General features: G+C 70.8%; 11 protein-coding genes. 3 read left to right on the plus strand and 8 right to left on the minus strand.

Features of this window, described 5'->3' with window-relative positions:
* Positions 1–77 precede the first annotated feature (77 nt).
* On the plus strand, positions 78–860 hold the full coding sequence (locus ACIGW4_RS21940; RefSeq protein ID WP_123459150.1) for a response regulator transcription factor: 783 nt from the start codon (positions 78–80) through the stop codon (positions 858–860).
* On the opposite strand, the gene ACIGW4_RS21945 is transcribed toward ACIGW4_RS21940, so the two are convergent.
* Positions 819–1,316 (minus strand): MarR family winged helix-turn-helix transcriptional regulator, encoded by a 498-nt coding sequence (locus tag ACIGW4_RS21945; protein WP_017241145.1) that lies wholly within the window; start codon positions 1,314–1,316, stop codon positions 819–821. The two genes, ACIGW4_RS21940 and ACIGW4_RS21945, sit on opposite strands and share 42 nt — an antisense overlap.
* A gap of 163 nt (positions 1,317–1,479) precedes the next feature.
* Between ACIGW4_RS21945 and ACIGW4_RS21950 the strand changes: the two genes are divergently transcribed.
* Positions 1,480–2,313, plus strand: coding sequence for a trans-aconitate 2-methyltransferase (locus ACIGW4_RS21950; protein WP_123459151.1), 834 nt, complete (start codon positions 1,480–1,482; stop codon positions 2,311–2,313).
* Positions 2,314–2,379: 66 nt separating this feature from the next.
* Here ACIGW4_RS21950 and ACIGW4_RS21955 read toward each other — a convergent pair whose 3' ends face one another.
* The 4 genes from ACIGW4_RS21955 to ACIGW4_RS21970 form a co-directional block, all read right to left on the minus strand.
* Positions 2,380–4,074, minus strand: coding sequence for an FG-GAP repeat domain-containing protein (locus ACIGW4_RS21955; protein ID WP_399582482.1), 1,695 nt, complete (start codon positions 4,072–4,074; stop codon positions 2,380–2,382).
* Positions 4,075–4,279: 205 nt separating this feature from the next.
* Positions 4,280–5,989, minus strand: coding sequence for an FG-GAP repeat domain-containing protein (locus tag ACIGW4_RS21960; protein ID WP_399582410.1), 1,710 nt, complete (start codon positions 5,987–5,989; stop codon positions 4,280–4,282).
* A gap of 283 nt (positions 5,990–6,272) precedes the next feature.
* Positions 6,273–6,962 carry a TetR/AcrR family transcriptional regulator gene (locus ACIGW4_RS21965; protein WP_123459285.1) on the minus strand — a complete coding sequence of 230 codons (690 nt, stop codon included), beginning with the start codon at positions 6,960–6,962 and terminating at the stop codon, positions 6,273–6,275.
* Complete coding sequence (locus ACIGW4_RS21970; protein WP_260174851.1) at positions 6,962–7,942, minus strand: fatty acid desaturase; 981 nt, start codon at positions 7,940–7,942, stop codon at positions 6,962–6,964. The genes ACIGW4_RS21965 and ACIGW4_RS21970 overlap by 1 nt, the downstream gene beginning before the upstream one ends.
* Positions 7,943–8,181: 239 nt before the next feature.
* On the opposite strand from ACIGW4_RS21970, the gene ppc reads away from it, so the two are divergent.
* The gene (gene ppc / locus ACIGW4_RS21975; RefSeq protein WP_123459154.1) at positions 8,182–10,911 is read left to right on the plus strand and encodes a phosphoenolpyruvate carboxylase; all 2,730 of its coding nucleotides are present in this window, start codon (positions 8,182–8,184) and stop codon (positions 10,909–10,911) included.
* Positions 10,912–10,973: 62 nt separating this feature from the next.
* Here the strand turns inward: ppc and ACIGW4_RS21980 are convergent, their stop codons facing one another.
* The 3 genes from ACIGW4_RS21980 to pth all read right to left on the minus strand — a co-directional run bounded on the left by ACIGW4_RS21980 (position 10,974) and on the right by pth (position 12,957).
* Positions 10,974–11,741: an LPXTG cell wall anchor domain-containing protein gene (locus ACIGW4_RS21980; protein WP_399582411.1), complete on the minus strand. Its 768-nt coding sequence runs from the start codon at positions 11,739–11,741 to the stop codon at positions 10,974–10,976.
* 135 nt (positions 11,742–11,876) lie between these two features.
* Positions 11,877–12,320, minus strand: coding sequence for a hypothetical protein (locus ACIGW4_RS21985; protein WP_359587848.1), 444 nt, complete (start codon positions 12,318–12,320; stop codon positions 11,877–11,879).
* A 40-nt stretch (positions 12,321–12,360) separates the two neighbouring features.
* The gene (gene pth / locus ACIGW4_RS21990) at positions 12,361–12,957 is read right to left on the minus strand and encodes an aminoacyl-tRNA hydrolase (protein ID WP_123459156.1); all 597 of its coding nucleotides are present in this window, start codon (positions 12,955–12,957) and stop codon (positions 12,361–12,363) included.

Genomic DNA, 12,957 nt, shown 5'->3' on the forward strand with positions numbered 1-12,957 from the left:
TCGATGCACGGCGGCGGCCGTGTCCTCGACGGACCCGCCTCCGGCGCCGTACCCGCGTCGGTCCGTTCCTCGACACTATGGGAGTGTCCGTGGCACGCATCCGCGTCCTGGTGGTGGACGACCACCGCATCTTCGCCGAATCGCTGGCCGCCGCCCTCGCGGCGGAGCCCGACGTCGACGTCGCCGCCGCCGGCAGCGGCCCGGCGGCCCTGCGTTGTCTGGAGCGCGGTGCGGCGGAGGGCCGCCGGTTCGACGTGCTGCTCGTCGACGCCGAGCTGGGCGCGGGACCCGCCGGAGCGGCCGCGGCCCGCCCGGTGCCCGCCGACGCCGAGGGTGCCGTGGACGGGATCTCGCTGGTCATGGGCGTGCGACGGGCACAGCCCGCGCTCCGCACGATCGTCCTCGCGGAGAAGGACGACCCGCGCCGGGCCGCGCTCGCGCTCCAGGCCGGGGCCTCCGGCTGGGTCGCGAAGGACTGCTCGCTGCAGCGGCTGCTCGCGGTGGTCCGGGGCGTGCTGCGGGACGAGACGCATCTGCCGCCCGCGCTGCTCACGGGCGTCCTGCGGGAACTGACGGAGGCGCGCAGGCACCGGACGGACAGCGAGCGGCTCGTGGAGTCGCTGACCCCGCGCGAGCGGGAGGTGCTGCGCTGCATGGTCGCGGGCCTGGGCCGCAAGGCGGTCGCCGAGCGCCTCTTCCTCTCCCCGCACACCGTCCGGACGCACATGCAGAACGTGCTGGGGAAGCTGGGCGTGCACTCGACGCTGGCGGCGGTGGCGCTGGCCCGCCGGGCGGGCGTGGGCCCCGCGGAGCCCGTGCTATCCGGGGATGTTGTCGAACGGGGCGGTCAGCCGGCGTAGCAGCGCGGCCAGTTCGCCGCGCTGGGCGCGGGAGAGCTGGGCCAGGATGGCGCGCTCCTGGGCGAGGAGTCCGGCGAGCGCCTCGTCGGCGCGGTCGCGGCCCTCGGGGGTGAGCCGGACCAGGACCCCGCGCCGGTCGCTGGGGTCGGGGAGCCGCTCGACCAGGCCCTTCTTGGTGAGCCGGTCGATGCGGTTGGTCATGGTGCCGGAGGTGACCAGGGTCTGGGTGAGGAGCTGGCCGGGGGAGAGCTGGTACGGGGCTCCGGCGCGGCGCAGGGAGGTGAGGACGTCGAACTCCCAGGGCTCCAGCTGGTGCTCGGAGAAGGCGAGCCGCCGGGCGCGGTCGAGGTGGCGGGCGAGCCGCGAGACACGGCTGAGCACCTCGAGCGGTTCCACGTCGAGGTCGGGGCGCTCGCGGCGCCATGCTGCGACCAGACGGTCGACCTCGTCCTCCATGACGATCAGTGTAAAGGGTCTGTTGACATAAAGTCTCTTGTGTTCAAGTTTCTCGATTTCGAGTATCTTGGAGTCAAGATATATTTTCCTGGACTATGGGGAAGGGACCCCGCCGGAACTTCGTTCCGCTTCGGCAACTCGTGCCAGCAAGGGGGCTTCGAACATGCATTCCGTGGACACCGCCGCACCGACCTGGGATCCACAGCAGTACCTCCGACACTCCGGCCACCGCACCCGCCCGTTCCTCGATCTCCTCGCCCGAATACCGCAGCTGCCCGCTCAGCAGCGACCCGCCCGCATCGCCGACCTCGGCTGCGGACCCGGCAACGTGACGGTCCTCCTCGCCGACCGGTGGACCGACGCCCACATCACCGGGTTCGACCTCTCGCCCGAGATGCTGGAACGCGCCGAGAAGGACTGGGCGGGCACCACCCGGGGCGGCGGCTGGCTCGACTTCCGGCCCGCCGACGCCGCCCACTGGACCCCCGACGAGCCCTACGACCTGATCGTCTCCAACGCCGCCCTCCAGTGGGTGCCCAACCACCCCGAGTCCTTCGCCGCCTGGATCGACGGCCTCCGCCCCGGCGGCACCCTCGCCTTCCAGGTCCCCGGCAACTTCACCTCGCCCAGCCACGCCCTGCTCGGCGAACTCTGCGAGGCCCCCGAGTGGCGGGCCCGCCTCGGCGACCAGGGCCGCCGCTACGTCCACGTCCTCGACACCGCCGACTACCTCACCCGCCTCACCGACCTCGGCTGCGAGACGGACGTCTGGGAGACCACGTACTGCCAGCTGCTCCAGGGGGAGGACCCCGTCCTGGACTGGGTCAAGGGCACCGCGCTGCGGCCCGTCCTCACCGCCCTGGGCGACGACCGGGAGGCGGTCGACGCCTTCCTCGCCCAGTACCGCCTGCTCCTGCGCGAGGCCTACCCGCCCGGCCCGCACGGCACGGTCTTCCCGTTCCGCCGGATCTTCGCCGTCGCCCGCAAGAAGCCCTGAAGGGGATGAACGCGCGGGCGCCCCGCACCGGAGGTCCGGTGCGGGGCGCCCCCGTGTGCGGGCCCGTCAGGACATGCTGTTGTAGACGCCGTAGCCGTGGCCGATGTTGACCCGGGAGGTGAACTTGCCCGGCGAGGTGTTCAGGTAGCGGTAGAGGTCGCCGCCCGAGGTGATCCCGAGCAGGTCGCCCTTGCCGTCGGCGTCGAGGTCGCCGGGGGCGACGATCTTGGAGTACGTGTTCCAGCCCGTGCCGATGTTCTGGCGGGCCTTGAACGGCGTGAGGGGGTTGCCGGTGCCGGCGTACAGGTACAGGTCGCCGCCCGAGGTGCGGGCCACGATGTCCGTACGGCCGTCGCCGGTGTAGTCGCCCGCGCCGACGATCTTGTTGTAGACGCCCCAGCCGGTGCCGACCTTGACGCGGGCGGCGAGGGCGGTGCCGGCGCCGTTGCCCTTGTACAGGTAGAGGACGCCGGAACCGTCGCGGGCCAGCAGGTCGCCCTTGCCGTCGCCGGACAGGTCGCCGGGACCGACGATCGCGTTGTAGACGCCCCAGCCGCCGCCGATGTCCTCGCCGTCGATGTAGAGGTGGCCCTGGTAGATCTCCGCGACGTCCGACGAGGCGTCCTGGTCCATCGTGGACAGGTGCGTGAAGTTGGCACCGCTCCAGCCACCGGCCGTGCCGTACTGGCTGCGGGCGCTCAGCCCACCGGTGTTCGAGCTCCTGTACCAGTACATCGTGCCGGAGGCGTCCCGGGCGAAGACGCCCTCCTTGGCGCCGGTGACCGGGATGTTGCCCGCCCCGCCGAACTGCGGGACCCCGGCCCAGTCGCCCGTGTTGTCGATCACCTCACGCGCCGCGAGGGTGCCGTCGCCCTTGCCCGTGTAGTACCAGAGCGTGCCCTTGGAGTCGCGGGCGATCAGCTCGCCGTTGCCGTCGCCGTTGTCGTCGCCGACGGGCAGGATCTGGTTGTAGACGCCCCAGCCGGTGCCGATCGACCGGCGGGTGGCGAACGGCTTCGCCTTGTCGCCCGTACCGGCGTAGAACCACAGGGTGCCGGCGGTGTCGCGGCCGAGCAGGTCCGCCCAGCCGTCGCCGTTGTTGTCGCCGATGCCGAAGAGCTGGTCGTAGATGTTGTAGCCGGTGCCGATCTTCACGCGCTCCGAGAACGGTGCGGTGCGGACGCCGGTGGCGTAGTACAGCCACAGGTTGCCGTCGAGGTCGCGGGCGACCAGGTCCGCCCGGCCGTCGTCGTTCACGTCGCCGGGCGCGACGACCTTGTTGTAGGTGTTCCAGCCGTTGCCCTGCCAGACGTAGCTCCCGCCGGTCGGCGTGGCGTCCGCGTACAGCCGGAGGGCACCCTGCGCGGACAGCGTCAGGACCTCGGGGCCGCTGGCGTTCCCGTCCTGGTTGCCGATCGGGACGATGTCCTTCGGAGGCTCCGGGAAGGAACCGAACGGCTGTCCCTGGCCCGCGGTCGTGTAGACCTTCCCGTCGGCGTCGCGGAAGATCAGGTCGCTCGCGCCGTCGCCGTCGAAGTCCGACAGCTGCGGCGAGGCGCCGACCCCGGAGGTCGCGTCGGCGCCCTGACGGGCCGCGCCGCTCAGGGGCCGGTCCAGGGACGGCACGGTGGAACCGGCCGCCGGCTTCTCGGCGACCGGGCGCGGCCCGGCCTGACCGGCCGAGGCAGGGGCCGCGAGCAGCATGCCCGCGGAGAGCACGAGCGCGGTGCACGCGCCGAGGCGTGCGCGGGAGAAGTGCACAGAACGCAAGAGATCCCCCCCAGGGACCAGAATGTCGTGGGACCGGGAACGGGTCCGCGGCGCCTCGCTACGGAGGAAAGCGCGTACGAAGGGCGGACACCCCGGCGTGTGGGGAGCATACCTCCCGGACATGACATGCCCCCCACGGACGCGGGACGCCCCGCACCGGGGAACCGGCGCGGGGCGTCCTGGGGATGCGCTGCGACTAGTACAGACCGTTGTAGATCTGGTAGCCGGTGCCGATGGAGGCGCGCGGCTTGAAGACCCAGCCCGCCTCGCCGTTGCCGGTGTAGCGGAACAGCTCGCCGCCCGAGTTCACCGCGAGCAGGTCGGCCCTGCCGTCACCGGTGATGTCACCGGGCGCCACGATCTTCGCGTACGCGTTCCAGCCGCCGCCGATCTTGACGCGGGACTTGAACGGGTAACCGGCCTGGCCGGTGCCCTGGTACAGGTAGAGCGTGCCGTCCTTGGCGCGGGCCACCAGGTCGTTCAGACCGTCGCTGGTGAGGTCGCCCGAGCCGACGATCCGGTCGTACGCGTTCCAGCCGCTGCCGACCCTGACGCGGGCGTGCAGAGCGGTGCCGTCGTAGTTGCTGCGGTACAGCCACAGGACGCCGTCGCGGTCACGGGCCACGAAGTCGCCGGTGCCGTCGCCGTTCAGGTCGCCCGGGCCGGCGATCTGGTCGATCGCGCCCCAGCCGCCGCCGAAGTCCACCTCGTTGCCGTAGAGGTGGCCGTTGTAGATCTCCAGCGTGTCGGAGACCCCGTCCCGGCCGAGCGAGTTGACCTCGAACAGCGTCGCGCCGTACCAGCCGTTGTCGTCGCTGATCTGGGCGCGGGCGGCGAGCCGGCCGTTGTTCAGCGAGTTGTACCAGAAGAGCGTGCCGCCCTTGGTACGGGCGACCATGCCCTCCTTGCCGTGCGCCGGGATGTTGCCCGTACCGGAGAACTGGTCCACCCCGGCCCAGCCGCCCGCGGAGCTGGCCTGATGGCGGGCGGTGTAGTAGCCGCCGCCGGTGCCGAAGTACTCGTACAGCGTGCCGTCGACACCGCGCGCGAGGACGTCGGGGATCCCGTTGGCGTTGTCGTCGTCGACGCCGATGATCTGGTTGTACTGCTGCCAGCCCCGGCCGACCTCCTTGCGGGCCTTCACCGAGTACGGGCTGCCGGTGCTCCCGTAGTAGAAGAGCACGCCGGAGGGCGTACGGGCGAGGAAGTCGCCCCGGCCGTCGCCGTCGCTGTCGCCCAGGCCGATCAGCTGGTCGTAGACGTGCCAGCCCTTGCCGACCAGCTTGGGCGCGTGGAACGGCGCGTTCGGGGTGCCGGTCGAGACGTACACCCACAGCTCACCGGCGGGCGTACGGGCCAGCACGTCGGCACGGCCGTCGCCGCTGATGTCGCCGGGCGAGAAGACCTTGTTGTAGACCTGCCAGCCCGGTCCGGACCAGCGGAAGTCGCCGTAGGACGGGGTGGAGTCGCCGTACAGGGACAGCAGGCCGAACTTCGAGAGCGTCAGGACCTCGGGGCCGCTGCCGTTCAGGTCCTGGTCGCCGATCGGGATGACGTCCTTGATGAAGGAGGTGTCCCCGTCGTTGCGGTAGAACTCGGCGCCCGTGGAGTTCGTCGTCGCCGTGTGCAGCTCGCCGCCGATGCGCATGATGATGTCGCTCTTGCCGTCGCCGTCCAGGTCCGAGCGCGACGGCGGACGCTCCGCCGTGACGCCGGCGACCCCGGCACGGGCGCCTTCCGTCTGCGGGACGGCCCGCTGCGACGGGGCGGTGAAGGTCTGCGCGGGCTTCTCGGCCGTCGGGCGCGGCGTCGGCGAGTCGGCGGACGCCGGGCTCGCCAGGAGCATGCCCGCGGAGACGGCGAGAGCCGTGCAGCCGGCGAGACGACGGGCACGCTTGGAACGCATGAAGAACAAAAAGATCCCCCCCAGGGATCAGAGGTTCGACAGAACCAAACGGGGAGGCTCGCAGAGGCGTCGAACGGCGTCAGCGCATGACGACAGGCACGCGGAGACGACCTCGTAGGACGGTCGGAACACCCCCCCGGATGTTGAACGCGAGTCTACTCACGGCGTGGCGGATTACCAGATGTTTACCCCACCGAATCCGACCGTCCGGTCGTTTCCCGCCCCGGCCCCGCCCGGACCCCTCCACCGGCCCCGCCCGGGACCCCACCGGACCCCCGCCCGCTCAGCTCTTGCGGTGCCCTATCAGCCGCGGCTTCTGCTCCAGACCGTCCAGCCCGTGCCACGCCAGATTCACCAGATGCGCCGCGACCTCCGCCTTCTTCGGCTTGCGGACGTCCAGCCACCACTGCCCCGTCAGCGCCACACTGCCCACCAGCGCCTGCGCGTACAGCGGCGCCAGCTTCGGATCAAAACCCCGCGCCTTGAACTCCAGACCCAGGATGTCCTCCACCTGCGTGGCGATGTCACTGATCAACGACGCGAACGTGCCCGTCGACTGCGCCACCGGAGAATCCCGCACGAGGATCCGGAAACCGTCCGTGTAGTTCTCGATGTAGTCCAGCAGCGCGAACGCCGCCTGCTCCAGGAGCTCCCGCGGATGCCCCGCCGTCAGCGCCCCCGTCACCCCGTCCAGGAGCTGCCGCATCTCCCGGTCGACCACGACCGCGTACAGCCCCTCCTTCCCCCCGAAGTGCTCGTACACCACCGGCTTGGAGACCCCGGCCTTCGCCGCGATCTCCTCCACCGACGTGCCCTCGAAGCCCTTCTCCGCGAAGAGCGTGCGACCGATGTCGAGCAGCTGCTCCCGGCGCTCCGCACCCGTCATCCGCACCCGGCGCCCACGCCGGGGCTTCTGCTCTCCGCCGCTGCCGCCCGTATTGCCGGTCCTGCCCTCGATCGCCACGTCTTCCATCATGCCGCGTTCGAGGACGCGCTCTGGCGGCGGGCTTCGATGCGGGACTTCGCCGGCCAACGCACATCCGTCGCCCAGCCCAGCTGCTCGAACCAGCGGATCAGCCGCGCACTGGAGTCCAGCTGCCCCCGCAGCACCCCGTGCCGCGCCGACGTCGGGTCCGCGTGGTGCAGGTTGTGCCAGGACTCGCCACAGGACAGCACCGCCAGCCACCACACGTTGCCCGAACGGTCACGCGACTTGAACGGCCGCTTGCCCACCGCGTGACAGATCGAGTTGATCGACCACGTCACGTGGTGCAACAGCGCCACCCGCACCAGCGAACCCCAGAAGAACGCCGTGAACGCACCCCACCACGACATCGTCACCAGACCGCCCACCAGCGGCGGGATCGCCAGCGACACCACCGTCCACAGCACGAACTGGCGCGAGATCGCCCGGATCGCCGGATCCTTGATCAGATCGGGCGCGTACTTGTGCTGCGGCGTCTGCTCCTCGTCGAACATCCAGCCGATGTGCGCCCACCACAGGCCCTTCATCAGCGCCGGAACCGTCTCGCCGAACCGCCACGGCGAATGCGGATCGCCCTCCGCGTCCGAGAACTTGTGGTGCTTGCGGTGATCCGCCACCCAGCGCACCAGCGGCCCCTCCACGGCCAGCGACCCCATGATCGCGAGCGCGATCCGCAACGGCCGCTTCGCCTTGAAGGAACCGTGCGTGAAGTACCGGTGGAAACCGATCGTGATCCCGTGACAACCGATGTAGTACATCGCCACCATCAGCCCCAGATCCAGCCAGCTCACCCCCCACCCCCAGGCCAGCGGCACCGCGGCCAGCAGCGCCAGGAACGGCACCGTGATGAACAGCAGCAGGGTGATCTGCTCGATCGAACGCTTGCTGTCCCCGCCCAGCGTGGCGGAGGGCAGCGCCTCGGCGTCCGGCGCCTCGGGCGCCGACGTCATCTGGGGGCTCATGGTCATGGATGTCCCTGGGGGATGAGGGGAAGGGGAAACGCGTCGAAGGACGGACCCGTGGCTACGCCTCCGTAACCTACGGCGTCGTAAGTATGGCAGCGCCGTGGCGCGCGGCAAGAGGGCACAACCGGCCCCTGCCCGCCGCCCACCATGTGGACACCTATCCTGGGGACGTCGGACAGCGCGGTCCGCAAGCCTCCGGAAACCCCTCCAGACGTGCTCAAACACTGCAAGGAGCCGCACCTGTGAGCAGTGCCGACCAGACCCCCACCGCCAGCACCGAGCTGCGCGCCGACATCCGCCGACTGGGCGACCTCCTCGGCGAGACCCTCGTACGCCAAGAGGGCCACGAACTCCTCGACCTCGTCGAGAAGGTCCGCCGCCTCACCCGCGAGGACGGCGAAGCCGCCGCCGAGCTGCTCCGGGGCACCGAACTCGAGACGGCCGCCAAGCTCGTGCGCGCCTTCTCCACCTACTTCCACCTCGCGAACGTCACCGAGCAGGTCCACCGCGGCCGCGAACTGCGCGAGAAGCGCGCCGCCGAGGGCGGCCTCCTCGCCCGCACCGTCGACATGCTCAAGGACGGCGACCCCGAGCACGTCCGCGAGACGGTCAAGAACCTCAACGTCCGCCCCGTCTTCACCGCGCACCCCACCGAGGCCGCCCGCCGCTCCGTCCTCAACAAGCTCCGCCGGATCGCGGCCCTCCTGGAGACCCCCGTCGCCCAGACCGACCGGCGCCGCACCGACCTCCGCCTCGCCGAGAACATCGACCTCATCTGGCAGACCGACGAACTCCGGGTCGTCCGCCCCGAGCCCGCCGACGAGGCCCGCAACGCCATCTACTACCTCGACGAGCTGCACGCGAACGCCGTCGGCGACGTCCTGGAGGACCTCGCCGCCGAGCTGGAACGCGTCGGCGTCGAGCTGCCCTCCGGCACCCGCCCCCTCACCTTCGGCACCTGGATCGGCGGCGACCGCGACGGCAACCCCAACGTCACCCCCCAGGTGACCTGGGACATCCTGATCCTCCAGCACGAGCACGGCATCACCGACGCCCTCGAACTCATCGACTTCCTCCGCGGACTCCTCTCCAACTCCATCCGCTACACCGGAGCCACCCAGGAACTCCTGGACTCCCTCCAGCGCGACCTGGACCTCCTCCCGGAGATCAGCCCCCGCTACAAGCGCCTCAACGCCGAGGAGCCCTACCGGCTCAAGGCCACCTGCATCCGGCAGAAGCTCGTCAACACCCGCGAGCGCCTCGCCCACGGCACCCCCCACCAGGAAGGCCGCGACTACCTCGGCACCGCCGACCTCATCCGCGACCTCACCCTCATCCAGACCTCCCTGCGCGAACACCGCGGCGCCCTCTTCGCCGACGGCCGCATGGACCGGGTCATCCGCACCCTCTCCGCCTTCGGCCTCCAGCTCGCCACCATGGACGTCCGCGAGCACGCCGAAGCCCACCACCACGCCCTCGGCCAGCTCTTCGACCGCCTCGGCGAGGAGTCCTGGCGGTACGCGGACATGCCCCGCGACTACCGGCAGAAGCTCCTCGCCAAGGAGCTCCGCTCCCGCCGCCCCCTCGCCCCCACCCCGGCCCCGCTCGACGCCGCCGGCGAGAAGACCCTCGGCGTCTTCCACACCATCAAGGAAGCCTTCGAACGCTTCGGCCCCGAGGTCATCGAGTCCTACATCATCTCGATGTGCCAGGGCGCCGACGACGTCTTCGCCGCCACCGTCCTCGCCCGCGAGGCCGGCCTCATCGACCTCCACGCCGGCTGGGCCAAGATCGGCATCGTGCCGCTCCTGGAGACCACCGACGAGCTCAAGGCCGCCGACGTCATCCTCGACGACATGCTCGCCGACCCCTCCTACCGCCGCCTCGTCTCGCTGCGCGGCGACGTCCAGGAGGTCATGCTCGGCTACTCCGACTCCTCCAAGTTCGGCGGCATCACCACCAGCCAGTGGGAGATCCACCGCGCCCAGCGCCGCCTCCGCGACGTCGCCCACCGCTACGGCGTCCGCCTCCGCCTCTTCCACGGCCGCGGCGGCACCGTCGGCCGCGGCGGCGGCCCCTCCCACGACGCCATCCTCGCCCAGCCCTGGGGCACCCTGGAGGGCGAGATCAAGGTGACCGAACAGGGCGAGGTCATCTCCGACAAGTACCTCATCCCCTCCCTGGCCAGGGAGAACCTGGAACTGACGGTCGCCGCCACCCTCCAGGCCTCCGCCCTGCACACCGCGCCCCGCCAGTCCGACGACGCCCTCGCCCGCTGGGACGCGGCCATGGACGTCGTCTCCGACGCCGCCCACGCCGCCTACCGCCGCCTCGTCGAGGATCCCGACCTGCCGACGTACTTCCTCGCGTCGACACCGGTGGACCAGCTCGCCGACCTGCACCTGGGCTCCCGGCCCTCCCGCCGCCCCGGCTCCGGCGTCTCGCTCGACGGGCTGCGGGCCATCCCGTGGGTCTTCGGCTGGACCCAGTCACGCCAGATCGTCCCCGGCTGGTTCGGCGTCGGCTCCGGCCTCAAGGCCCTGCGCGAGGCCGGCCTCGACGCCGTCCTCGGCGAGATGCACGAACGCTGGGGCTTCTTCCGCAACTTCCTCTCCAACGTGGAGATGACCCTCGCCAAGACCGACCTGCGGATCGCCCGCCACTACGTCGACACCCTCGTCCCCGACCACCTCAAGCACGTCTTCGACACCATCGAGGCCGAGCACGCGCTGACCGTCGCCGAGGTCCTCAAGGTCACCGGAGGCGAGAAGCTCCTCGACTCCAACCCGGTCCTCCAGCAGACCTTCGCCATCCGCGACGCCTACCTGGACCCGATCTCCTACCTCCAGGTCGCCCTCCTCGCCCGCCAGCGCGCGGCCGCCGAAAGCGGCGAGGAACCGGACCCGCTGCTCGCACGGGCCCTGCTCCTCACCGTCAACGGCGTCGCGGCGGGCCTCCGCAACACCGGCTGACGGTCTTCCCGCACGCACGACAGAGCCCCCGCCGGGAATCCGGCGGGGGCTCCGTCACGGAACTAGTCCTGCTGGGCCCTGCGACGGCGGGTCACCAGCACCGCACCGGCGGCCGCGAGGGCCAGCGCGGCGGCGCCGATGATGCCGACCGGGGCGCTGGAACCGGTCTCGGCGAGGTTGCCCTCGCCCTTGGTGTCCGAACCGCCGGCGGCGGAGCCGCCCGTGGCCTCACCGGTCGACGCACCACCGGTCGCGGTGGTCCCACCGGTGGTGGAGCCGCCCGTGGTCTGCTCACCGGTGGTCGAGCCGCCGGTCGTCTGCTCGCCCGTGGTGGAGCCGCCGGTCGTCTGCTCACCGGTGGCCGAGCCGCCCGTGGTCTGCTCACCGGTCGTGCCACCGGTGGTGGTCTCGCCCTCGCAGTCGACCCAGAAGACCTTGTGCTTGCCGCTGTTGCCCTTCTCGTTGTCGAACTTCCAGGTCAGCTTGTAGTGGCCGTCCGGGAGAGACAGGTCGGCGGTGCGCTCGTGACCGGTACCGTCCAGGACCAGCGAACCGGTGGTGCCCTTCAGGTCCTTCGTCGGAGCCTGGCCCTCGATGCTCCAGTCGACCTTCTGCGCACCGTCGAACTTGAAGCCGTCGAGGTAGAAGGTGCAGACGTGGGGCTCGTTCTTCATGAGCTCTTCGCCGGTCCTGGCATCGTGGATCTTGGCCGTACCGTTGTCACCCCCGGTGTCCTTCGGGCCCTGGGAGGCGAACGCGGTCGGAGCCAGGATCACGGAGCCCGCCATGGCCGCGACGAGAGCGGCTGCGGGAAGGAAGGAACGTCGCATGTGCAGTCGTCCATCTGTGGGATGAGGATGCCGTGGGAGGTGGCGGACGCAGCCTATCCGCCGCCCCGAACCGCCCTTCAGCCAACGGCCCATAACGATTGACCCCACAACCGGGAACGAACGGGACCGAACCGGTCACAGCGCGAAGAACGCCGCCACCAACACCGCACCACCGACCCCCGCCAACGACCACGCCGTCCGCGGCAGCCGCATCCCACCGCCCACCAACGGCGCCGCCAGCAACAACGCCCCGCCCAACGGCAGCCAGGCGTGCAACCCCCCGCCCCAACCCGTCCGCACGCCCTCGTCCGTACCCGGCTTCACCACCACCGGGATCGTCACGCCCTTCTCCGCCGCCACCGAACGCGCGATCGACAACGTCCGGCGCGACGACGACGGATCCTCCGGCACATAACGCCCGCTGCACGTCTCGTCCGTGCAGTCGGTCACCGTCAACGTCCCGTGCTCACGACCCTTCGCGAGCAGGACGTGCTGAGCGGAGTTCCACGAGGCCCAGGCACCCGCGACGACGAGGAGCAGAGCGACCAGGGCCATGGCGGCGGTACGGACGTGCGTCATGACCCGCGATCGTACAGTCGTACGTTCCAGACGCCAGGCCCTACGAGTTGTACGCCGACTGAGCCCGCTCCAGACCCTCCGCCACCAGGCACTCCACCGAATCCGCCGCCCGGTCCACGAACCACTCCAGGTCCTTGCGCTCCGCCGACGAGAAGTCCTTCAGCACGAAGTCCGCCACCTGCATCCGACCCGGCGGACGCCCGATCCCGCACCGCACCCGGTGATACTCCGCGCCCATCGCCTTCGTCATCGACTTCAGACCGTTGTGCCCGTTGTCACCGCCGCCCAGCTTCAGCCGCAGCACCCCGTAATCGATGTCCAACTCGTCATGGACCGCCACGACGTGCGCCGTCGGCACCTTGTAGAAGTCGCGCAGCGCCGTCACCGGACCGCCCGACAGATTCATGTACGACATCGGCTTCACGAGGATCACCCGCCGGCTCCCGGGCCCCGGAGGCCCCATCCGGCCCTCCACCACCTGCGCCTGCGCCTTCTGCGCCCGCTTGAACGAACCGCGGATCCGCTCCGCCAGCAGGTCCACGACCATGAAACCGATGTTGTGGCGATTGGCCGCGTACTCCGGCCCCGGGTTGCCGAGGCCGACGATCAGCCAGGGGGCGTTGGCATCGTCCGTCAT

Origin of the sequence: Streptomyces sp. NPDC053513, assembly GCF_044544765.1 — a bacterium.
In the GTDB taxonomy this organism is placed as follows: domain Bacteria; phylum Actinomycetota; class Actinomycetes; order Streptomycetales; family Streptomycetaceae; genus Streptomyces; species Streptomyces litmocidini.

What these genes read in the sequence shown, in the direction of transcription:
- ACIGW4_RS21940 (WP_123459150.1), top strand. Translation starts at nt 78, where the DNA reads ATGGGAGTGTCCGTGGCACGCATCCGCGTCCTGGTGGTGGACGACCAC.
- ACIGW4_RS21945 (WP_017241145.1), bottom strand. Translation starts at nt 1,316, where the DNA reads ATGGAGGACGAGGTCGACCGTCTGGTCGCAGCATGGCGCCGCGAGCGC.
- ACIGW4_RS21950 (WP_123459151.1), top strand. Translation starts at nt 1,480, where the DNA reads ATGCATTCCGTGGACACCGCCGCACCGACCTGGGATCCACAGCAGTAC.
- ACIGW4_RS21960 (WP_399582410.1), bottom strand. Translation starts at nt 5,989, where the DNA reads ATGCGTTCCAAGCGTGCCCGTCGTCTCGCCGGCTGCACGGCTCTCGCC.
- ACIGW4_RS21965 (WP_123459285.1), bottom strand. Translation starts at nt 6,962, where the DNA reads ATGGAAGACGTGGCGATCGAGGGCAGGACCGGCAATACGGGCGGCAGC.
- ACIGW4_RS21970 (WP_260174851.1), bottom strand. Translation starts at nt 7,942, where the DNA reads ATGACCATGAGCCCCCAGATGACGTCGGCGCCCGAGGCGCCGGACGCC.
- ACIGW4_RS21980 (WP_399582411.1), bottom strand. Translation starts at nt 11,741, where the DNA reads ATGCGACGTTCCTTCCTTCCCGCAGCCGCTCTCGTCGCGGCCATGGCG.
- ACIGW4_RS21985 (WP_359587848.1), bottom strand. Translation starts at nt 12,320, where the DNA reads ATGACGCACGTCCGTACCGCCGCCATGGCCCTGGTCGCTCTGCTCCTC.
- pth (WP_123459156.1), bottom strand. Translation starts at nt 12,957, where the DNA reads ATGACGGACGATGCCAACGCCCCCTGGCTGATCGTCGGCCTCGGCAAC.